The 18,991-nt window shown below is 65.0% G+C and carries 20 protein-coding genes; 12 read left to right on the top strand and 8 right to left on the bottom strand.

Going from position 1 to position 18,991, the window contains the following annotated elements; all coding sequences use genetic code 11:
- Nucleotides 1-61 precede the first annotated feature (61 nt).
- Complete coding sequence (locus tag JQ580_RS31660) at nucleotides 62-442, top strand: DUF1127 domain-containing protein (protein WP_212284952.1); 381 nt, start codon at nucleotides 62-64, stop codon at nucleotides 440-442.
- A gap of 103 nt (nucleotides 443-545) precedes the next feature.
- Here the strand turns inward: JQ580_RS31660 and JQ580_RS31655 are convergent, their stop codons facing one another.
- A complete protein-coding gene (locus tag JQ580_RS31655; RefSeq protein WP_212284950.1) occupies nucleotides 546-710 on the bottom strand; it encodes a DUF2934 domain-containing protein in 165 nt (54 codons plus the stop codon).
- 248 nt (nucleotides 711-958) lie between these two features.
- On the opposite strand from JQ580_RS31655, the gene JQ580_RS31650 reads away from it, so the two are divergent.
- From JQ580_RS31650 to JQ580_RS31640, 3 genes are all read left to right on the top strand, one after another.
- Nucleotides 959-3,268, top strand: a complete 2,310-nt coding sequence (locus JQ580_RS31650; RefSeq protein WP_212284948.1) for a xanthine dehydrogenase family protein molybdopterin-binding subunit — start codon at nucleotides 959-961, stop codon at nucleotides 3,266-3,268.
- A 167-nt stretch (nucleotides 3,269-3,435) separates the two neighbouring features.
- Nucleotides 3,436-3,882 carry a c-type cytochrome gene (locus JQ580_RS31645; RefSeq protein WP_212284946.1) on the top strand — a complete coding sequence of 149 codons (447 nt, stop codon included), beginning with the start codon at nucleotides 3,436-3,438 and terminating at the stop codon, nucleotides 3,880-3,882.
- A 290-nt stretch (nucleotides 3,883-4,172) separates the two neighbouring features.
- Complete coding sequence (locus JQ580_RS31640) at nucleotides 4,173-5,456, top strand: cystathionine gamma-synthase family protein (RefSeq protein ID WP_212284944.1); 1,284 nt, start codon at nucleotides 4,173-4,175, stop codon at nucleotides 5,454-5,456.
- Nucleotides 5,457-5,528: 72 nt separating this feature from the next.
- Here JQ580_RS31640 and JQ580_RS31635 read toward each other — a convergent pair whose 3' ends face one another.
- Complete coding sequence (locus JQ580_RS31635) at nucleotides 5,529-5,945, bottom strand: CHRD domain-containing protein (protein ID WP_212284942.1); 417 nt, start codon at nucleotides 5,943-5,945, stop codon at nucleotides 5,529-5,531.
- A gap of 155 nt (nucleotides 5,946-6,100) precedes the next feature.
- On the opposite strand from JQ580_RS31635, the gene JQ580_RS31630 reads away from it, so the two are divergent.
- Entirely contained in the window at nucleotides 6,101-7,027 is a 927-nt protein-coding gene (locus JQ580_RS31630) for a cytochrome c (RefSeq protein WP_212284940.1), read from the top strand.
- 7 nt (nucleotides 7,028-7,034) lie between these two features.
- Here the strand turns inward: JQ580_RS31630 and JQ580_RS31625 are convergent, their stop codons facing one another.
- Complete coding sequence (locus JQ580_RS31625; RefSeq protein ID WP_018317369.1) at nucleotides 7,035-7,280, bottom strand: Lrp/AsnC ligand binding domain-containing protein; 246 nt, start codon at nucleotides 7,278-7,280, stop codon at nucleotides 7,035-7,037.
- A gap of 132 nt (nucleotides 7,281-7,412) precedes the next feature.
- Between JQ580_RS31625 and thiD the strand changes: the two genes are divergently transcribed.
- From thiD to JQ580_RS31605, 4 genes are all read left to right on the top strand, one after another.
- On the top strand, nucleotides 7,413-8,213 hold the full coding sequence (thiD, locus tag JQ580_RS31620) for a bifunctional hydroxymethylpyrimidine kinase/phosphomethylpyrimidine kinase (RefSeq protein WP_212284938.1): 801 nt from the start codon (nucleotides 7,413-7,415) through the stop codon (nucleotides 8,211-8,213).
- A 361-nt stretch (nucleotides 8,214-8,574) separates the two neighbouring features.
- Complete coding sequence (locus JQ580_RS31615) at nucleotides 8,575-9,387, top strand: UDP-2,3-diacylglucosamine diphosphatase (RefSeq protein ID WP_212284936.1); 813 nt, start codon at nucleotides 8,575-8,577, stop codon at nucleotides 9,385-9,387.
- Nucleotides 9,388-9,400: 13 nt separating this feature from the next.
- The gene (locus JQ580_RS31610; protein ID WP_212284934.1) at nucleotides 9,401-10,444 is read left to right on the top strand and encodes a glycosyltransferase family 4 protein; all 1,044 of its coding nucleotides are present in this window, start codon (nucleotides 9,401-9,403) and stop codon (nucleotides 10,442-10,444) included.
- A gap of 61 nt (nucleotides 10,445-10,505) precedes the next feature.
- On the top strand, nucleotides 10,506-11,489 hold the full coding sequence (locus JQ580_RS31605) for a threonine/serine dehydratase family protein (RefSeq protein ID WP_212284932.1): 984 nt from the start codon (nucleotides 10,506-10,508) through the stop codon (nucleotides 11,487-11,489).
- 113 nt (nucleotides 11,490-11,602) lie between these two features.
- Here JQ580_RS31605 and JQ580_RS31600 read toward each other — a convergent pair whose 3' ends face one another.
- Nucleotides 11,603-13,411: a caspase family protein gene (locus JQ580_RS31600; protein WP_212284930.1), complete on the bottom strand. Its 1,809-nt coding sequence runs from the start codon at nucleotides 13,409-13,411 to the stop codon at nucleotides 11,603-11,605.
- A gap of 163 nt (nucleotides 13,412-13,574) precedes the next feature.
- On the opposite strand from JQ580_RS31600, the gene JQ580_RS31595 reads away from it, so the two are divergent.
- Complete coding sequence (locus JQ580_RS31595; RefSeq protein WP_212284928.1) at nucleotides 13,575-14,018, top strand: RbsD/FucU family protein; 444 nt, start codon at nucleotides 13,575-13,577, stop codon at nucleotides 14,016-14,018.
- On the opposite strand, the gene JQ580_RS31590 is transcribed toward JQ580_RS31595, so the two are convergent.
- Nucleotides 14,011-14,397, bottom strand: coding sequence for a VOC family protein (locus tag JQ580_RS31590; protein WP_212284926.1), 387 nt, complete (start codon nucleotides 14,395-14,397; stop codon nucleotides 14,011-14,013). The genes JQ580_RS31595 and JQ580_RS31590 overlap by 8 nt on opposite strands.
- Before the next feature lie 150 nt (nucleotides 14,398-14,547).
- Here JQ580_RS31590 and JQ580_RS31585 point away from each other — a divergent pair, with 150 nt between their 5' ends.
- Entirely contained in the window at nucleotides 14,548-14,907 is a 360-nt protein-coding gene (locus JQ580_RS31585) for a hypothetical protein (RefSeq protein WP_212284924.1), read from the top strand.
- Between the two features lie 19 nt (nucleotides 14,908-14,926).
- Here the strand turns inward: JQ580_RS31585 and JQ580_RS31580 are convergent, their stop codons facing one another.
- Nucleotides 14,927-15,280 (bottom strand): ADP-ribosylation/crystallin J1, encoded by a 354-nt coding sequence (locus tag JQ580_RS31580; RefSeq protein WP_212284922.1) that lies wholly within the window; start codon nucleotides 15,278-15,280, stop codon nucleotides 14,927-14,929.
- An 8-nt stretch (nucleotides 15,281-15,288) separates the two neighbouring features.
- The gene (locus JQ580_RS31575) at nucleotides 15,289-16,674 is read right to left on the bottom strand and encodes a hypothetical protein (RefSeq protein WP_212284920.1); all 1,386 of its coding nucleotides are present in this window, start codon (nucleotides 16,672-16,674) and stop codon (nucleotides 15,289-15,291) included.
- Nucleotides 16,675-16,749: 75 nt separating this feature from the next.
- On the opposite strand from JQ580_RS31575, the gene JQ580_RS31570 reads away from it, so the two are divergent.
- Nucleotides 16,750-17,946 (top strand): MFS transporter, encoded by a 1,197-nt coding sequence (locus JQ580_RS31570; RefSeq protein ID WP_212284919.1) that lies wholly within the window; start codon nucleotides 16,750-16,752, stop codon nucleotides 17,944-17,946.
- Here JQ580_RS31570 and dgcA read toward each other — a convergent pair.
- Nucleotides 17,916-18,911 (bottom strand): N-acetyl-D-Glu racemase DgcA, encoded by a 996-nt coding sequence (gene dgcA, locus JQ580_RS31565; protein ID WP_212284917.1) that lies wholly within the window; start codon nucleotides 18,909-18,911, stop codon nucleotides 17,916-17,918. The genes JQ580_RS31570 and dgcA overlap by 31 nt on opposite strands.
- Between the last annotated feature and the right edge of the window lie 80 nt (nucleotides 18,912-18,991).

Raw genomic sequence — 18,991 nt, 5'->3', positions numbered from 1 at the left:
CATCGGACGGGGCCTTTTGTTTGGCCACCGCTCCCTGCCGGCTCACCAGCAGGAGCATCCGATGCCACCTCAACTGACGAACGTGTCCACCGGGATTGATAGCGACGCCGCAAGGCGTAGCCTCAACCTCGCCATCGCGTCAGCAAAGAGCGCCGTTGACCAGGCTTTGACAGCGCGCCTCAAGGCATCCGCTGCAGCATTGGAAAACGCTCTGCCGGACAAGGGTGCCTCAGGACCCTCCGTGGCAGTGATTCCAAGCGTTCTGGGCTTGCTCAAGCGATCTTGGGATGCGTTTTGGCGGCAGCGTCGAGACCCTAGGGTCAGCTTGCAGGACCTGAGTGACAGAGCGTTGATGGATATCGGCCTGACGCGTGGTGAGATCGACCACCTCACGCCTCAGCGCGCGATCGAACGGCTGCGAGATAGCACGCGTATCTTTTGAACCGCGGGGGCCTGTAAATGACCACCCCCGCGCGACGGAGGTGCGCTTTGAGGCAGCGGCGCCAGCGTGGCCGCTGGTCTCAGGCTCATCTTATGCCGGCCTGTTACTCGAGAAATGTCTCGGACTTCTCGTCGGGATTGTTGCTGCCGTCCTTCAATTCGCGTTCGGCTTCGTGCCAGAACTCGTCCTCGCGGCCCTCGGGGTGTCCGGCGGCCTCCCACAACTGGTGTGCGCGAATACTGATCTGCTCTTGGGTCGGGCTCGGCATGGGTCCACTCGTTGATTGGGAGCGTAACGCGGCCGCACGGGCATTACGCCGTAAGGCCGCGCTGGCGACTGTCCCGCTCTGGATTCCGTCTCCGCAACACAAAGCCTGCCCTGGAGGAATTGTTCCTCCGCGGCGGTTTTGGAAAGAAGCGCCCGGGACCATGTCCGGCGCCGCCGGAAAGCCGTTTGCCTTGCCAGTTTTTCCACGGCAATATGCCCACAAAACAACCATGAGAACGGGAAGATAAAATGGCGGCTCCCATCAAGTTCGGCGTTGGCCAAAGCGTGCTGCGCAAGGAGGATGACGCGCTCATCCGCGGCAAGGGCCGCTACACCGACGATTATGCGCCGCAGGCTGCGCTCCGCTGCCTGATGCTGCGCTCGCCGCACGCGCACGCCAAATATACCATCGATGTGAGTCGCGCCCGTGGGCTTCCCGGCGTCGCGCTGATCCTGACCGCCGACGACGTCAAGGACCTCGGCAATCTGCCGTGCCTGTTCAACCTGGAGACTGATCCGTTCACCGGCCCGCCATACCCGATTTTGGCCAAGGACGAAGTCCGGCATGTCGGCGATGCCGTCGCGTTCGTCGTCGCCGAGACCATCGATCAGGCCCGTGACGCGATCGAGGCGATCGAGGTCAAATGGTCGCCGCTGCCGGCGGTGACCGGCCTCGTCAACGCCGTCAAAAAAGGCGCGCCGCAGGTCTGGCCGGACAAGCCCGGCAATGTGCTGTTCGACGTCTCGATCGGCGACAAGGCCGCGACCGAAGCCGCCTTCGCCAAGGCGCATGCGGTGGCGGAAGTTTCCATTGTCAATCCGCGCGTGGTCGCGAGCTTCATGGAGACACGTGCCGCGGTCTGCGAATACGATTCCAAGCGCGACCATCTGACGCTGACGATCGGCAGCCAGGGCAGTCACCGGCTGCGCGACATCCTGTGCCAGAACGTGCTCAACATCCCCACCGACAAGATGCGGGTGATCTGTCCCGATGTCGGCGGCGGCTTCGGCACGAAGCTGTTTCCGTACCGGGAATACGCCCTGTTGGCGGTTGCGGCCAAGAAGCTCAAGAAGACGGTGAAATGGGCGGCCGACCGCACTGAGCATTTCATGGGCGATGCGCAGGGCCGCGACAACGTCACCACCGCTAAGATGGCGCTCGCCGAGGACGGAAAATTCCTCGCGATGGATTGCGACCTGATGGGCGACATGGGCGCGTATCTGTCGACCTTCGGGCCTTACATTCCGCATGGCGGCGCCGGCATGCTGCCGGGCCTCTACGACATCCAGGCGTTCCACTGCCGGGTGCGCACCGTCTTCACCAACAGCGTGCCGGTCGACGCCTATCGCGGCGCCGGCCGTCCTGAAGCCGCCTATGTCATCGAGCGCCTCGTCGACGCCTGCGCGCGCAAGCTCGACATGACGCCGGATGCGATCCGCCGCAAGAACTTCATTCCGCCGAAGGCATTGCCGTACAAGACGGCTACCGGCAAGGTCTACGATTCCGGCGATTTCGCCGCGCATCTGAAGCGCGCGATGGAGATCGCCGAGTGGAAGGAGTTTGGAAAGCGCGCCAAGGCGGCCAAGAAGGGCGGCCTGATCCGCGGCATCGGTCTTGCGAGCTATGTCGAGATCTGCGGCACCATGGGCGAGGAAACCGCCAATGTGCGGATGGATCCCAATGGTGACATCACGGTCCTGATCGGCACGCAGTCGAGCGGGCAGGGGCACCAGACGGCTTACGCGCAGATCGTCGCCGAACAGTTCGGTGTGGCGCCCGAGCGCGTGCACGTCCACCAGGGCGATACCGACATGATCGCCACCGGGCTCGGCACTGGCGGCTCAGCCTCGATCCCGTCGGGCGGCGTCAGCGTCGAGCGGGCTACGCGCGAACTCGGGCAAAAGCTCAAGGAGATCGCGGCGCAGGCACTGGAGGCCGGCGCAGGCGACCTCGAGATCGCTGAAGGCGTGGTGCGGATCGCCGGCACGGACCGCTCGATCTCGTTCGCCGATCTCGCCAAGCGGCCGGGGGCCGATCCGTCGAAGCTCAACGCCAGCGCGACCTTCGCGAGCGCCGACGGCACCTACCCCAACGGCACGCATGTTGCGGAGGTCGAGATCGATCCGGCCACCGGCATCATCAAGATCGTCAACTACGTGATCGTCGATGATTTCGGCAAAACGCTCAATCCGCTGCTTCTGGCCGGCCAGGTGCATGGCGGTGCCATGCAGGGCATCGGCCAGGCGCTGATGGAGCAGGTGGTTTACGGGCCCCATGACGGCCAGCTGATCACCGCGACCTTCATGGACTACGCGCTGCCGCGGGCGGCGGACGGGCCGGCCTTCGTGTTCGAGACCGCCAACGTCCCCTGCAAGACCAATCCGATGGGCGTGAAGGGGGCAGGCGAGGCCGGCGCGATCGGCTCCTGTCCGGCCATCGTCAACGCGATCGTCGACGCCCTCTGGCGCGAGTACAAGATCGACCACATCGACATGCCGGCAACGCCCGAGCGGGTATGGATCGCCATCAACGAGCACCATCGCCGCCACAGCCTGTAAATATCGAGCAAACCTGGGAATGGGGGCAAACGCCCGAAACGTTGGCCCAACCATTGTCCAGCGTGCGACGATTTATCGTCGCGCTGGGGATGGAATGAAATCTGCCGAACGGTGTTGGCCCATAAGGGGTCGGCACGATCCTGACAGCAAGGAAAGGGATTTTGCGAATGAAGCGAGTGTTGATTGTTGGGGGCGCACTGCTGCTCGGGATGGGCGCCGTTTGGGCACAACAGGACTCCGTCAAGGAGGTTCAGGCCCTCATGAAGGGCAACGGCAAGAACGCCGGCGCGATGTCGGCGATGATCAAGGGCGAGAAGCCCTATGACCAGGCCACGGTGGACAGCGCGCTGGCGCAGTTCGAGGATACCGCCAAGAAGCTGCCGAACCTGTTTCCGGCCAGCGCCAAGGGCGTGAAGCTTGACGGCGACTATTCGACCTCGCCGAAGGTCTGGGAGGACAAGGCCGGCTTCGACGCAAAGATCGCGAGCTTCGCCAAGGTGGTGGGCGAGGCCAAGGGCAAGATCAAGGATCTGGACTCGCTCAAGGCGAATTTCCCCGCGGTCGGCAAGGAGTGCGGCGGCTGCCACGAGACGTACCGCGTCAAGAACAGTTGAAGCGGGTGGCTTCGTAGCCCGGATGGAGCGCAAGCGAAATCCGGGGATCTATCCGAGTTGAGTCAGTCCCGGATTGTGCTTCGCTGTATCCGGGCTGTTGGCACAAGAGAGGGCGGTTGCGACAGCAGCCGCCCTTTTTCGATTGGCAAGGTCTGACGGATCGCGACCGGAGCAGCTATCTTCAATGGCAACGGCCGCTGCGTTGATGCGACTAGGCGTATCTCGTTGCTGACTGTCTGATGACAGCAGCAGTTCCAGCGCGCGGCGAGGATCCAACAGCGAGACAGGCCATGGTCAAACCGTTCCCGTCGAAGACCCATATCGGCAATCATATGCTGCATCCGGAAACCCTGATGCTGACCTATGGCTATGATCCCCAGTTGTCGGAAGGCGCGATCAAGCCGCCGGTGTTCCTCACCTCCACGTTCGTGTTCAAGACCGCCGATGACGGCCAGGACTTCTTCGATTTCGTTGCCGGCCGGCGCGAGCCTCCGGAAGGCATGGGCGCCGGCCTGGTCTATTCGCGCTTCAACCACCCCAACAGCGAGATTGTCGAGGACAGGCTCGCGATCTACGAGCGCACGGAGAGTTGTGCGTTGTTCTCATCCGGCATGGCGGCGATCGCAACCACGATCCTCGCCTTCGTCCGCCCCGGCGATGTCATCCTGCACTCGCAGCCGCTCTATGGCGGGACGGAAACGCTGCTGACCAACACGCTTTCGCGTCTGTCGATCGGCGCCGTCGGTTTCGCCGACGGGATCGACGAAGCAGCCGTGAAGCAGGCGGCGGACGAGGCCATGGCCAAGGGGCGCGTCTCGATGATCCTGATCGAGACGCCGGCCAACCCGACCAACGGCCTGGTCGATGTCGCCATGATCCGCCGCATCGCCGATTCCATCGGAAAGGCGCAAGGCGGCACGCCGATCATCGCCTGCGACAATACGCTGCTCGGGCCGGTGTTTCAGCGGCCGATCGAGCACGGTGCGGACCTGTCGCTGTATTCGCTGACGAAATATGTCGGTGGACATTCAGATCTGATCGCAGGTGCGGCGCTCGGCTCGAAAGCGATCATGAAAGGGATCAAGGCGCTGCGCGGCGCCATCGGCACCCAGCTCGATCCGCATTCCTGCTGGATGATCAACCGCTCGCTCGAGACGCTGAGCCTGCGCATGGAGAAAGCCAACAGCAATGCGCGCCTCGTGGCGGATTTCCTACGCGATCATCCCAAGGTCGCCAACGTTCACTACCTCGGTCATCACGAGGAGGCCTCGCCCGCCGGCCGCGTGTTCGCGCGGCAATGCCTGGGGGCGGGATCGACCTTCGCGTTCGACATCGTCGGCGGCAAGGACGCTGCGGTCAAATTCCTCAACGCGTTGCAGATCATCAAACTGGCGGTAAGCCTCGGTGGCACCGAGTCGCTCGCGAGCCTGCCCGCGACCATGACCCATTCCGGAGTTCCTGCCGACATCCGCCGGAAAATCGGCGTGCTCGATTCCACGATCCGGCTGTCGATCGGCATCGAGAACCCCTCCGATCTGATCGCCGACCTCACGCAGGCGCTCAACGCGGCCTAGGCGCGATCGAATCGAAGAGGCCGGGCGCCCCCTCCTGCGCCCGGCTTCCCCGCAGCGAAGCAGCGTCGCGGCTTACTTCGTCACTTGGCCGCGGATCTCGCCGCCCGGATTGGCCGCGGTGTGGATGTTGATGTAGTACTTGCCGCCGAGCAGATCGGCAGCCTGCGCATCCGTGAGCGTCGCCTCACCCTTGACCGGGCTCGCGGCTGCATTCGCGATCGGCACGGCCACGCCGGCGTTCTTGCCAGCCTCGGCAGGTCCGTGGAAATGCGCGGCGGTGGCGGGTCCGGACAGTCCGGAATAAGTGACGGTCCACGACAGCTTCTTGCTGGCGGCATCATAGTTCAGATCGGCGGTTCCGGTGCCGCTGCTGGTCGTTGCCGGCACCTCGGACTTGCCGTCGAGGGTCGCCTTCAGCTTTTCGGCACTGGCGGGGCTCGCGAAGGCAATGGCGCCGAGCGCCAAGGCGGCAATGACAGTCTTGTTCATGATAATCTCCCTGCTGAACCCATTCGGGCTGCCTAACTTCCAACAGCCGGCATTTCAGTTTATTCCCGTTTCCGGCCAGGGCGGGCTAAATTCTTCGTGGCTGGAGCCACGACGACATCGGTCTTAGGTTCGCCGCGACGAGTGAATGGATCGGCATGTTGCAACGAACAATTCTCGCAGGGCTGCTCGCCGCTGTCGTTGCTGGCGGCGTCTATTGGTGGCTCAGCGCGCCGGTGGTGGCAGCTGTGGGCAATCCGCCGGCCCATGTGGCAGACCTTGCCAATGGCGAGGTGATGTTCAACGCAGGAGGCTGCGCGTCCTGCCATGCCACGCCGAACCAGCCCGATCGTGTCAGGCTCGGCGGCGGCGTCGCCATCAAGTCGCCGTTCGGAACGTTCTACGCGCCGAACATCTCGCCCGATCCGAACGACGGTATCGGCAAATGGACCGACGCCGACTTCGTCAACGCGGTGATGCACGGGGTTTCGCCGGGCGGGCAGCATTATTTTCCCGCGTTTCCCTATACGTCGTACCAGCATGCCAGGCGCGAGGACGTGCTCGATCTCTTCGCTTATCTGAAGACGCTGCCGCCGGTGGCCGGCAAGGTGCGTGACCACGACGTCGGGTTTCCCTTCAACATCCGCCGCAACATCGGCATCTGGAAATTCCTGTTTCTGGACGACAGGCCATTTGTCGCCGACGGAAGCAAGTCGCCGCAATTCAATCGCGGCGCCTACCTCGTCAACAGTTTCGGCCACTGCGCCGAATGCCACAGCCCGCGCAATGCACTCGGCGGCATCATCGCGAGCCAGCGCTTTGCCGGCGGGCCGAATCCGGAAGGCGAGGGCTGGGTGCCCAACATCACGCAGAAGCGCCTTGGCGAGTGGAGCGCGAAGGATATCGCCTATTTCCTCAAGACCGGCGAATTGCCCGACGGCGACAGCGTCGGCGGCGCGATGACGCGCGTGATCAAGAACACCTCGCAATTGTCCGACGCGGATCTCGCGGCGATGGCGGACTACCTCAAATCGCTGGCGCCGGTGGACGGCCCGCCGCGGCCCAAGCGCAAGGACGCCGGCTAGCTGCGGGCTAGCTGGCGCCAAACGCCTTGAAGGTGATGATGGTGAGGGTGTCCTGGATGCCCGGCAGCACCTGCACCTTCTCGTTGACGAAATGGCCGATGTCGGTGTCCTTGTCGACGTAGAACTTCACGAGAAGGTCGTATTGGCCGGCCGTCGAGTAGATTTCGGACGCGATCTCGGCTTCGGCAAGCGCGTTGGCCACCGTATAGGACTGGCCGAGCTTGCATTTGATCTGGACGAAAAAAGGAACCATCGCGGGCACTCCGAAAGCGTATTCTTCCGGCTAATAGGCCAAAACCGGCCGGAATTAGCAAGCGAACTTGCTTGTCACCCGGTGCGCGCGGTAGGACGGACCATGGTCCCCGAAAACGCGGAACATCCGCCCATGACGACCCCGGTCGCACTCACCATCGCCGGCTCCGATTCGAGCGGCGGCGCCGGCATTCAGGCCGACCTGAAGACGTTCGCGGCGCTCGGCGTCTATGGCGCCTCCGCCATCACGGCGCTGACGGCGCAGAACACGCGCGGCGTCACCGGCATTCACGCGGTGCCGGCCGAATTCGTCATCGCGCAGATCGATGCGGTGTTCTCCGATCTGGACGTCGGCGCGGTGAAAATCGGCATGGTCGCCCAGGTCGCCAGCATCGACGCGATCGCGGCCGCGCTGTCGCGCTGGAAGCCGACGCATGTCGTGCTCGATCCCGTGATGGTGGCGACCTCCGGCGACCGCTTGCTGGCATCCGAAGCCGTCGATGCCCTGCGCAACAAGCTGATACCGATGGCCTCCGTGATCACGCCCAATCTGCCGGAGGCCGCGGCGCTGCTCGACGAGGAGATCGCGGTGAGCGAAGCCGGGATCGAAAGCCAGGGGCATCGCCTGCTGGCGCTCGGCTGCCGCGCGGTCCTGATCAAGGGCGGGCACGGCGAGGGCGCCGAGAGCACCGACTATCTCGTCACGTCCGAAGGCGGAATCGCGCTCGCGGCGCCGCGTGTTGCCACGCGCAACACTCACGGCACTGGCTGCTCGCTGTCCTCGGCGGTTGCGGCAGGGCTGGCCAGGGGCGAAGGTCTGGAGCTTGCCGTGCGCAACGCCAAGGCCTGGATCAGCGCAGCCATCGCAGCCGCCGACCGCTTCAGCGTCGGCCACGGCCACGGCCCGATCCACCATTTCCACAAGTTCTACTGAAGCGGCCTCCGCGGAAGCGATTTCGCGAGCGGCCATCCTTCGAGACGCCCGCCGTTGGCGGGCCCTCAGGATGAGGGCGGAATGTGCGGCCCGCAGTTTCACAGAAATCGGTGTTGCTGAGCCTCATCCTGAGGAGACCGCGAAGCGGTCGTCTCGAAGGACGAAGCGCGCGCTCAGCTGTGCAAAGCGACATTCGTGAAAAGGTGCGCCCTGGAGCCCCCTGCGGCGCCATGTCGCCTGATTGTCGCATGCGACTGATATTCGCGGGGAGGGCGAGGCAAGGCGTGATTCGTATCTGAAGGTGCCTCAAGGGTTCAATCTGTCATCCCCCTGTCACGGGACATTTGTTACAGGCTGGCGCATGGGAAGTTACGATGTGAGTGACGAGAGCCCGGAGCGGCGCTTTCGCACGTTGTTCATCTCCGACGTTCATCTCGGAGCCCGCGGTTCTCAAGCCGATCTTCTGCTCGACTTCCTGCGCTACCATGATGCCGACACGATCTATTTGGTCGGCGACATCGTCGATGGCTGGGCGCTGAAATCGAGCTGGAACTGGCCGCAATCCCACAACGACCTGGTGCAGAAGCTGCTGCGCAAGGCGCGCAAGGGCGCCAAGATCGTCTACATCCCCGGCAACCACGACGAGTTCCTGCGCAACTATTATGGCACGCATTTCGGCGGCATCGACGTGGTCGAGAACACCGTCCACACCGGAGTGGACGGCAAGCGCTATCTCGTCATCCACGGCGACATCTTCGATCTCGTGGTGCAGAATGCGCGCTGGCTCGCCCATCTCGGCGACAAGGCCTACGACTTCGCGATCCAGATGAATCGCTTCGTCAACTTCTTCCGGCGCCTCTTCAAGGTGCCCTATTGGTCACTGTCGCAATGGGCCAAGCAGAAGGTCAAGAACGCCGTCAATTACATCGGCGCGTTCGAGCAGGCGCTCGCCGCGGAGGCACGACGCTACGATGCCGACGGCGTGATCTGCGGCCACATCCATTACGCCGTGATCCGCGACGAGGGCGGCATCCGCTACATGAATTGCGGCGACTGGGTCGAGAGCTGCACGGCGCTGGTCGAGCACGACGACGGTCGTTTCGAGATCATCACCTGGGCGGATCATTTGCAGAAGCCGGCAGCCGTCCCGCAGGTCGCAGCCAGAGCTGCATGACGGAGACCACCTGATGCGCATCCTGGTCGCGACCGACGCCTGGCACCCGCAAGTGAACGGTGTGGTTCGGACGCTGACCAAGCTTGCCGACGCCGGCAGAAGCCTCGGCGTCGAATTCGAGTTCCTGACCCCGCAATCGTTCCGAACCTTTGCGATGCCGAGCTATCGCGACGTGCGCCTGGCGATGCCCCGCCCGACGCGAATTGCGAAGCTGATCGCGGAGGCGCAACCGGACAGCATCCACATCGCGACCGAAGGGCCGATCGGACTGATGGTCCGCCGCTATTGCCGTCAGCGCAAACTGCCGTTCACGACCAGCTTTCACACCCGCTTTCCCGAATATGTCCGCGCCCGCGTGCCGGTGCCGGGATCGCTGATCTGGCGGGCGCTGCGCCGCTTCCACGCGCCCAGCCGCGCGGTGATGGCGGCGACGCCCGCGCTGGCCAGCGAATTGACCGAGCGCGGTTTCGACAATGTCGTGCTGTGGCCGCGCGGCGTCGACACCCATCTGTTCCACCCCCGCGCCATCGACCTCTGCCTTCCGGCGCCAGTATTCCTGTCGGTCGGCCGCGTCGCGGTGGAAAAGAATCTCGAGGCCTTCCTCGATCTGGATATGCCCGGCACCAAGGTGATCGTCGGCGACGGTCCGGCGCGCACCTCGCTCGAAGAGGCCTATCCCGACGCGATCTTTCTCGGCGCGAAGCACGGTGAGGAACTGGCCGACATCTATGCGGCCGCTGACGTGTTCGTGTTTCCCAGCAAGACCGACACGTTCGGCCTTGTGCTGCTCGAAGCGCTCGCGAGCGGCCTGCCGGTCGCGGCCTTTCCCGTGAAAGGCCCACGCGATGTGATCGGCGATGCACCGGTCGGCGCGCTGGATCACGACCTGCGCACCGCCTGCTTTGCGGCGCTCGACGTCTCCCGGCAGGACTGTGTCGAGTTCGCCTCGAATTACACCTGGGAGGCCTCCGCAAGAGCTTTTGTGGACAGCATTGTGGCGGTCGACGCCGTGCTACCGGGGCGGAGCGGCGCGGAACAGCCACGTTTCGTCGCCTGAGGGAGAAAACCCCATCCGGAGATATCTTGCCCGCGCCGCGTCGGCCGCGATAAGGTCTGATATGACCGAACAGCTCCTCCCGATCGGCCCTGCCGACATCGACGCCGCAGCGCGCGTGATCGCGCCCTACGCCATCCGCACCCCGCTGTTGTCCTTCCCCGTGCTCAACGAGCGCGTCGGGGCGAAAGTGTTCCTGAAGCCGGAGATGCTCCAGCGCACCGGCTCCTTCAAGTTCCGCGGCGCCTTCAACAAGGTGTTCTCGATCCCGCAGGACAAGCGCGCCGGCGGCGTCGTCGCGTTCTCCTCCGGCAACCACGCCCAGGGCGTGGCGGCAGCGGCAAAGATCCTCGATATGCAGGCAACGATCGTGATGCCTGCGGATGCGCCGTTGTCGAAGCGCGAGCGCACCAAATCCTATGGCGCCGAGGTCGTGCTCTATGATCGCGACAAGGACGACCGCGAGGCGATCTCGCGCGGCATCGCCGAGAAGCGCGGCGCGACTCTGGTGAGGCCCTATGACGACCCCTTCGTGATCGCGGGGCAGGGCACCGCCGGCCGTGAGATCGCGGAGGACATGGCGAGCCTCGGTCTCAGCCCCGACATCGTGGTGGCGCCGGCCTCCGGCGGCGGCTTGATCGCGGGCGTGGCGACCGCGATCAAGGCGCGCTATCCGCTGGCCGAGATCGTGGTGGCCGAGCCCGAGGCGTTCGACGATCACGGCATTTCGCTGAGCGCAGGCCATCGCGAACCGCACGGGCCCGCGGGCCGCACCATCTGCGATGCGCTGATGGCCCTGATCCCCGGCGAAATGACGTTTGCGATCAACAGCAAGCTGCTGGCGCGCGGCGTCACGGCGTCGGACAAGGAAGTCGGCGCCGCCGTCGCGTTCGCCTATCGCGAGCTGAAGCTCGTGGTGGAGCCGGGCGGCGCAGTGGGCCTCGCCGCGCTGCTGGCGGGCCGGCTCGATGTCGCCGGCAAGAACGTCGTCATCGTGCTTTCCGGCGGCAATGTCGATGCGGATCTGTTCGCCGAACTGGTCGCCTGAGGCTTCATTCCGGGCCTGCGCCTCGCGGCGCATCCCGGGATGACCAAGAACCGAATGAAGAAGGGGCAGAGCGTTTCCGCTCTGCCCCTTCTTCATTGTGCGGCTGATCGCGATCAGCGCATGAAACCGCCGCGGCGATTGCCGCCATTGTTCATGCTGGGCGCCTGGTTCATCGACTGCCGGAAGTTGTTGTTGTTGACCATGCGGTTGGTCGTGTTGAGCTGCGGGCGGATGGTCTGCACGTTGTTCTGGATCTGCACCTTGTTCACCGGGGTGTTGTTGATCTTCGCACCGTTGTTGATGCGGATCGGGTTGTTCTGTGTCTGAACATTCACCGGCTTGGTCTCGACCTTCGTGCTGCCCTTGCCGACATTCACCGGCATGCTGACGATCTTGCCGGAGGTGCCATTGCTCGTGCCGTTGCCGTCGTCCGGCTTGGTGTTCGTCGCCGGCAGTGTCACGATTTTGCCGATGCCGCCCTTGTTGGTGGTCGTGTTGGTCGGCGCGGGCAGGGTGACGATCTTGCCGGGGGTCTGCGACGGCGTACCGTTCTGCTGGTTCGGCGGGTTGTTGCCTGAGGGCAGATTGACGATCTGGCCGCCATTGCCAAGCTTGCCGATGACGTTGCTATCGACCGGCTTCTGCATGATCGGCAGGTTGCCGTTGATCTGGCCGCTGCCGTTGCCCTGCTGGATCAGCGGCATGTATTTGGGCTGGCCGAGATTGCCGACCTTGAAGCTCGGAACAATGTTCTGCGGCGCCAGGAACTTGGTCGCCTGCATCAGGGGGATCTGCTTCGGCTGCACCTGGAGCTTCAGCGCCATCTGCGCATAGGGGCTGTTGCCGTAGCTGTCATAGAAGGTCTTGTAGCCGATCGGCGAGTTCACGAGCACCGCCTTGTGCCAGGCCTGCGAGAGCAGGATGTTGTTGAGCAGCCAGCGGACGTGGTCGCACAGCGGGTCGTGCGGATACATCCGGATGAACTCCTGATAATATTCCGGCCGGCCCTCGGACACGACGTAGTCATAGGCCTGGCGCGTCGAACGGCTCGGCAGGTTGGAGGCCATCTGCACCACAGGCGTATTTACCGGTGCACGGTTGGCAGCGACCGCGGTGTCGCCGAAGAAGGTGAAGTCGCTCGTGAGCGAGGAGCTCTCCCACGGGATCTGCGCGCCGCTGGTGGACTGGTTCACCTGCAGGCGGACGCGCTTGAACAGCTGCTCGATCGGCACGTTGGGCTCGCGCGCGACGTCCAGGAAGGCTTGCGTGTACGGGCTGTGGCCGCCGGTACCGTCGAGCGCTTCGGCGCCCGGCGCGGTCGAGTAGCCGACGATCGAGCCGTTCGGCGCATCGACGATGGCAAGGCCGCGGCCGGCATCGTTGACGTTAGGGAACGGGTTGTTGCGGCAGGCGTCGAGGATGACGATGCGCATGCGGCTCGGGATCGTCTCCAGCGTCGACATCACGTCGACCAGACGCACCGAATTGTTGACGAGCTCGGTCTGGCTCGACACTTTGGCGTCGACCGGAACGAGATAGTTTTCGCCGGCGAGCTGTACGCCGTGACCGGCGTAATAGACCATCGCCACCGTGTTCGGACCGCGCGCAGACACCTTTGCGGAGAAGTCCTGCACCACGCGCAGCATGTCGTTCTGGGTCAGGTCGGTTGCAGCGACCACTTCGAAACCGGCGGAGTTCAGGAACTTCGCCATCGACTCGGCATCATTGTCCGGATTGGCGAGCTGCGGTGCGTTCTGGTAGTTCGAATTGCCGATCACCAGCGCCACCCGCTGCTCCGGGCCTTGCAGCGCGGTGGGGGCCGGCTGGACCGAGGCAACTTGCGCGGAAACAGGCCCGCAGGCGAAGCCGAACAGGCTTCCCACGAGGCCGGCTGTCATCAGCAAAGGCTTTAGGCGGAACATGGCGTGCTCCTTTGGCACTGATCTCGATGCGAGATTGGTTGCCGGGGAGCCTCGCCGCGTTCGAGATTGAAGTCCGTGATCCCTCTCACCCTCGTGTCTTGCGTGATCTGAATCACGCCCGGAACCTGCTATGGTTAGCGATCGATAAGGGAACTGCCGTCACATGCTGAAATCGATCGATCCGATCCTGACGCCTGACCTGCTCTGGCTGCTGGCCTCGATGGGCCACGGCGACGATCTCGTGGTCGTCGACGCCAACCACCCTGCCACGCACATCGCCCGCTCGACGTCGTCGCAGCGCCTGATCCAGCTGCCGGGCCTGACGATGGAGACGGCCGTCCGCGCCATCATGTCGGTCTATCCGCTTGACGATTTCGATCCGGACCCGGTGCGCGTGATGGCGCCGGTCGACGATCCCGACCGCGTGCCCGACGTCCAGCGCGCGGTGCTCGCCGAGATCGAACGCGCCAGCGGCGGCCCGGTCAGCCCCGGCAAGCTCGCGCGGGCGGATTTCTATCGCGCGGCAGCGGCGGGCTTCGGCGTGGTGCAGGTCGGCGACATCAGAGGCTATGGCTGCTTCCTGATCAGGAAGGGCGTGATCAGCTAGGCGGACTGCGCATCAGCTCCGAGGGCCAGCCAACCCGGACGAGAAGGCCCTCGGGGCCGTTGATGCCGACTTCATACATGCCCCATTCGCGGTGACGCAGCACGCCGCCGGGCCGGATGACGAGGTCATCCACGCGCGCCGCAACGGCTTCGACCTCGGGCGTGCGAATGAAGATGCCAAAGGGATTGTGCTCGGGCACGCGCCATGGGCCATCGCCGGCCTGCGTGAGATGCACCTCGCATCCCCAGCCGCTCATGATGACATAGCCGGCATCGCCGCCGATGCGCGCAAAGCCAAGCCGTTCCCAGAACGGAATTGCGGCGGGAAGATCGTTGCTGGGAACGATCGCAAAGGCGCCGACGCGCGGGCTCTCAGGCATTCGGTCACTCCGGCATATGCAAGCGGTCGGCGCCGCGTTCAAGCTGCACGTTGCGAGTCTTATCAAGAGCGAACGCTCGGCAGAAGCGGCGAAACGTCCCGCACTCGAAATTGAATGGCGCGGCGGGAACTGACTGTCTATGGTCTCTTCATGCCCCGTTCTATGTGTCTATTCGTTGCCGTCATCCTCTCGCTGCTGCCGGCCGTCGCATCCGCAGACCCCATTCAAAAGCGCTCCAAGCAGGCTTTTCATGGCTACGGCTTCCTGCCCGGCTATCGTCAACCGCTGAGCAACAGCATTCCGCTCTACAAGCAGAAGGAAGCGATGCGGCGCATGTCGCGCAGCGATCGTCGCCATTGGTACATCGATCCGGTTCCGCAATATTACGGCTGGGACGGCGAGTGGCGCTATTTCGGCCGCCCCGGCTTCAACGGCGGCCGCTACAACGGCGGCAGCTTCGGTCCGTGCTGGACGCGCACGCCGATCGGAGCGGTGTGGAATTGCGGGTGAGGGGGCTGATCGTTCGTGGTCAGGGAAAACTTCGGACGATTTCGATCAAACCGACGATCGCGGCGTTGAAGGCATGGAGGTCTTCCGCCGGAACCCAGTACTCCAGATGTGAGCGCCCGCCGGCTTCCTGCACGTCGTATCTTTCGATGAAGCTGCGCTTGACCGCGAACCGCGTCACGAAGCCCGCGCCGCTCGCCGGGACGTTCCATTCGCGCGCAACCTTGATCGCGTAGTCTTCGGTCAGCACCGGATAGAAGATCGGCTGGTCGGGCAGGCGTGGCGGAAATGCGCGCATGCCGGATTGCTGGATCAGCTCCAGCTCTTTCGGGCCGACAGGACGCCAGAGGGTGAGGGTGTCTTCGATGGGGAACATAGCACCCCTTACGAGAAGAAAGCGATCTTCTCGGCCTGGGTCATGCGGCGGATCGGGGCGAGGGGATCGTTGGCCGGCGTGCGGGGCTTTTGCAGGATGCCGCTGGCCAGGATGGTGGCGCCGAGCGAGGTCTCGGGCATGGAAGCAGACAAGGGCGAGGGCATCGGCAGCGTCGTAGCCGGGCCTGCGCCGAATGATGCTGCGGCCGCCATGGCCGGGGCCGGCTGCTCCATCACCTCGGCGGCGGCCTCCGCGATGGCGTCGGTGAGGCGTGCGAGCGAGTCCATCGCGATCGGCGCGTCGGCGGCGGGCTCTTCCACCATTGGGGCGGCGACCGGCTGATACGCGACCGGCTCCGGCGGCTCGCCAGCGATGGGCGCCGCGGCCTCCGCCACCATCGGCTCCGCAACGGCCGCTTCCAGCTCGACCGGCGCGATGATCTCGTTGAACTCCGGATCGGGCGCGGCCATCTCGAGCGCGATCGCCTCGAGCACGGCGTCGTCCTCGGCTTGCGCGGCAGCGTCGAGCGCGAACGCGTCGGCGGCTTCCGCGAGGGCCGCGGGCTCGGTGGCCGGCTCCTCGAACGAGACGGCTTCGGACGCGACGTTTTCCGGCGCGACTTGCTCCAGTGCTGCGCTCTCGACGGCGATCTGGCTCTCGGCCGCAATTTCCGGCGCGACGACGGCGTCCATGGCCTGCTCGGGCTCGGCGAACGCTTCGCCGGCCGCTTCAGTCTCGGCAGCCGCGGCGGGATCCTGCGGCGGCTCCGTAAAAGCCACGGGGGTTTCGCTTGCCATCGCCGCGGGCGCGGTCTCGGCAGGCGCGGCGTCGGCGGCAGACGCCGGCTGCGGCGTTGCGCCGCCGTCTGTCTGCTCGACCCGATCCCTCAAGAGATCGAACGCGGCCTTGAGTTCGACACGGGGGTCGATGATCGAAACCTGCCCGCAGGCGGCCTCGATCGAAGCGAGCTGCGAATCAATGAGGTCGCAGATCCGGCCGTCGGCGCCGATCTCGCGCCAGCGCCAGGAGATCTCCTTGATGATGCGCACCCCGCGCGGGATCGCGGCGAGGCTCGCCTGGATCGCGGTGGGATCGAAGGCTGCGATGGCGCTCGTCTCGGCCTCGTGGATCGCGCGGCGAATCTCGACGAGGGCTTCGGGCAGGCGATCTTCGACAACGGGTTGTCGCTGCGCCGCAAGGGTTTCTTCGATTTTCGCGACCGCGTCGAGCACCATGCTCGTGTCGGCATTGCGGTTGCGCCTGGCGTATTCGCCGAGGAACCAGCGGCCGCGCGCCGTCTCCATGAAGGCTTCGCGGATCGCGTCGTAATCCTGCTCGTTCGGCTCGGCCGCGCGGGCAGACATGGGCGAAAGGGCGAATGCTTCGTTGGCCATTGCGATCTCGTCGCGCAAATCACCGCGCGTTACAGTAACGATCACCACGATATCGACCGAATCGCAATTGGTTTGATGGCACCCGAATCACAAATCCCCACGCCAGCACCGGCGAAACGGCGATTCGCCGTCAGCCTGGCGCTGTTCTATTCGGCCGTGTTCGCGGTCTCGGGCACGCATCTGCCGTTCTTCCCGGTGTGGCTGAAGGCGATCGGCGTCGACGCGGCCTGGATCGGCCTCATCAACGCGCTGCCGGCGATCACGCGCTTCACCACGCTGCCGCAAGTGACCGCCTTCGCCGAAAAGCGACAGGCGATTCGCGCCGGCATGATTGTGTCGGTGCTGGCGACCGCGATCGGCTTTACCGCGGTCGGGCTGCAGCAGCAGCCGCTGGCGCTGTTTTTGATCTACGCCGCGACCTGCATGATGTGGACGCCGACGATGCCGCTGACGGATGCCTATGCGCTCCGCGGCGTCGCCCGCTACGGGCTCGATTACGGACCCTTGCGGCTGTGGGGCTCAGCCGCCTTCGCCGCCGGCTCGCTCGCCTGCGGCTATCTCGTCGACCACATCGCCGCGCGCGATCTGATCTGGGTCATCGTCGCATGGGCCGTCGTTGCGGTCGCAGCCGGCCTGCTGCTTCGGCCGCTGGACGACGTCAGGCGCAAGACAACGGAAAGGCATGCCGGCAAGGCGCTGCTGCGCGATGCCGGCTTCTGGCCCGTCATCGTTTCGGCGGCGCTGATTCAGGGCAGCCACGTCGCCTACTACACCTTCTCGGCCATCAACTGGCAGCTCCATGGGATCAGCGGGCTCACGATCGCGGGCCTGTGGACGCTGGGCGTGATCGCGGAGATCGTGGTGTTCGCGCTGTCGCCGCGCTTCTCGCTGCATCCGTCCACCATGATCGCGATCGGAGGGGGCAGCGCCGTGCTGCGCTGGATCGTCACGGCCAATGAGCCGCCGCTCGCGCTGCTCGCGATCGTGCAGCTCGGCCATGGCCTCAGCTTCGGCATGACCGTCGTCGGCACGATGAATCTGCTGGTGCAGCGCGTGCCCTCGCATCAGATCGCGCGAGGGCAGGGCTACCTCGCCGCGTGCAGCGGACTGCTCAGCGCTGCGACCTCGATCGCGTCAGGCGCGATCTATGCCCGGATCGGCGATGGCGTGTATTACGTGATGGCTGCGATGGCCGCGGCCGGCGCGCTTCTGATCTGGTCGGCGCGGCATCGGCTGATGCCTCAGCCCCAAAGCGAAGCGTCCGGCGGATAGACCAGGCTGTCGTCATAACGCAGGGCGTGATCGCGGTCGCGCGCCAGCAGCAGCGGCCCATCGAGGTCGACGAAGCGCGCCTGCGGCGTCACCAGCATCGCGGGCGCCATCGACAGCGAGGTTGCGACCATGCAGCCGATCATGATCTCGAAGCCGAGTGCCTGCGCGGCATCCGCCATCGCCAGCGCTTCGGTGAGGCCGCCGGTCTTGTCGAGCTTGATGTTCACGGCGTCGTAGCGCTCGCGCAAGGCAGCAAGCGAAGAGCGGTCGTGCACGCTCTCGTCGGCGCACACCGAAAGCGGGCGCCTGATCCGCGCCAGCACCGCGTCCTTGCCTGCCGGCAGCGGCTGCTCCACCAGCGTGACGCCGACCGCGTCGCAGGCGGCAAGATTGTGCTCCAGATTGGCCTCGGTCCAGGCCTCGTTGGCATCCACGATCAGCTCGGATTCGGGCGCGGCCTTGCGCACCGCCGTGATCCGCTCCGGATCGCCATCGCCGCCGAGCTTGATCTTGAGCAGGGGCCGGTGCGCCGCCTTGGCGGTCGCGGCAGCCATCGCCTCAGGGGTCCCTAACGAGATCGTGTACGCCGTGGTGCGCTCGCCCGGCACCGGCCGGTCGAGCAGTTTCCAGGCCCGCAGGCCAGCCGCCTTGGCCTCCAAATCGATCAGGGCGCAATCCAGCGCGTTGCGGGCTGCCCCGGGCGCCATGGCGGCCTGGAGGGCTTCCCGTGTCAGGCCGTCCGCGACGGCCTGCTGCATGGCCTGGATGGCGGCAAGCGTCGCCTCGGGCGTCTCGCGGTAGCGGGGGTAGGGCACGCATTCGCCGCGGCCGGTGAGCCCGTCCCGGCTGACCTCGGCCACGACGGTCACGGCCTCGGTTTTGGCCCCCCGGCTGATGGTGAAGCTGCCGGCGATCGGGAAGCGCTCGATTCGCGCCGCCAGGGAAGCAAATTTCATGGAAGTCATTTTGAACTCTGGCGAAATCTGAACCTGCTAGTTACCTCTAGCAACTAACATTAACCACTTGGGGATACCTTCTCTGGGTA

Source organism: Bradyrhizobium sp. SZCCT0148 (assembly GCF_018129985.1).
GTDB lineage: Bacteria > Pseudomonadota > Alphaproteobacteria > Rhizobiales > Xanthobacteraceae > Bradyrhizobium > Bradyrhizobium japonicum_H.
The sequence above is the reverse complement of the archived record's forward strand: the minus strand, read 5'-3'. Positions and strand labels throughout refer to the sequence as shown.

Bases quoted from the DNA above. Each gene is read 5' to 3' on its own strand.
- JQ580_RS31650 (WP_212284948.1), top strand. From the start codon at position 959: ATGGCGGCTCCCATCAAGTTCGGCGTTGGCCAAAGCGTGCTGCGCAAG.
- JQ580_RS31660 (WP_212284952.1), top strand. From the start codon at position 62: ATGCCACCTCAACTGACGAACGTGTCCACCGGGATTGATAGCGACGCC.
- JQ580_RS31585 (WP_212284924.1), top strand. From the start codon at position 14,548: ATGCCCCGTTCTATGTGTCTATTCGTTGCCGTCATCCTCTCGCTGCTG.
- JQ580_RS31635 (WP_212284942.1), bottom strand. From the start codon at position 5,945: ATGAACAAGACTGTCATTGCCGCCTTGGCGCTCGGCGCCATTGCCTTC.
- JQ580_RS31590 (WP_212284926.1), bottom strand. From the start codon at position 14,397: ATGCCTGAGAGCCCGCGCGTCGGCGCCTTTGCGATCGTTCCCAGCAAC.
- JQ580_RS31655 (WP_212284950.1), bottom strand. From the start codon at position 710: ATGCCGAGCCCGACCCAAGAGCAGATCAGTATTCGCGCACACCAGTTG.
- JQ580_RS31615 (WP_212284936.1), top strand. From the start codon at position 8,575: ATGGGAAGTTACGATGTGAGTGACGAGAGCCCGGAGCGGCGCTTTCGC.
- JQ580_RS31630 (WP_212284940.1), top strand. From the start codon at position 6,101: ATGTTGCAACGAACAATTCTCGCAGGGCTGCTCGCCGCTGTCGTTGCT.
- JQ580_RS31595 (WP_212284928.1), top strand. From the start codon at position 13,575: ATGCTGAAATCGATCGATCCGATCCTGACGCCTGACCTGCTCTGGCTG.
- JQ580_RS31600 (WP_212284930.1), bottom strand. From the start codon at position 13,411: ATGTTCCGCCTAAAGCCTTTGCTGATGACAGCCGGCCTCGTGGGAAGC.
- JQ580_RS31645 (WP_212284946.1), top strand. From the start codon at position 3,436: ATGAAGCGAGTGTTGATTGTTGGGGGCGCACTGCTGCTCGGGATGGGC.
- JQ580_RS31605 (WP_212284932.1), top strand. From the start codon at position 10,506: ATGACCGAACAGCTCCTCCCGATCGGCCCTGCCGACATCGACGCCGCA.
- JQ580_RS31610 (WP_212284934.1), top strand. From the start codon at position 9,401: ATGCGCATCCTGGTCGCGACCGACGCCTGGCACCCGCAAGTGAACGGT.
- JQ580_RS31570 (WP_212284919.1), top strand. From the start codon at position 16,750: ATGGCACCCGAATCACAAATCCCCACGCCAGCACCGGCGAAACGGCGA.
- JQ580_RS31625 (WP_018317369.1), bottom strand. From the start codon at position 7,280: ATGGTTCCTTTTTTCGTCCAGATCAAATGCAAGCTCGGCCAGTCCTAT.
- JQ580_RS31575 (WP_212284920.1), bottom strand. From the start codon at position 16,674: ATGGCCAACGAAGCATTCGCCCTTTCGCCCATGTCTGCCCGCGCGGCC.
- JQ580_RS31640 (WP_212284944.1), top strand. From the start codon at position 4,173: ATGGTCAAACCGTTCCCGTCGAAGACCCATATCGGCAATCATATGCTG.
- thiD (WP_212284938.1), top strand. From the start codon at position 7,413: ATGACGACCCCGGTCGCACTCACCATCGCCGGCTCCGATTCGAGCGGC.
- JQ580_RS31580 (WP_212284922.1), bottom strand. From the start codon at position 15,280: ATGTTCCCCATCGAAGACACCCTCACCCTCTGGCGTCCTGTCGGCCCG.
- dgcA (WP_212284917.1), bottom strand. From the start codon at position 18,911: ATGACTTCCATGAAATTTGCTTCCCTGGCGGCGCGAATCGAGCGCTTC.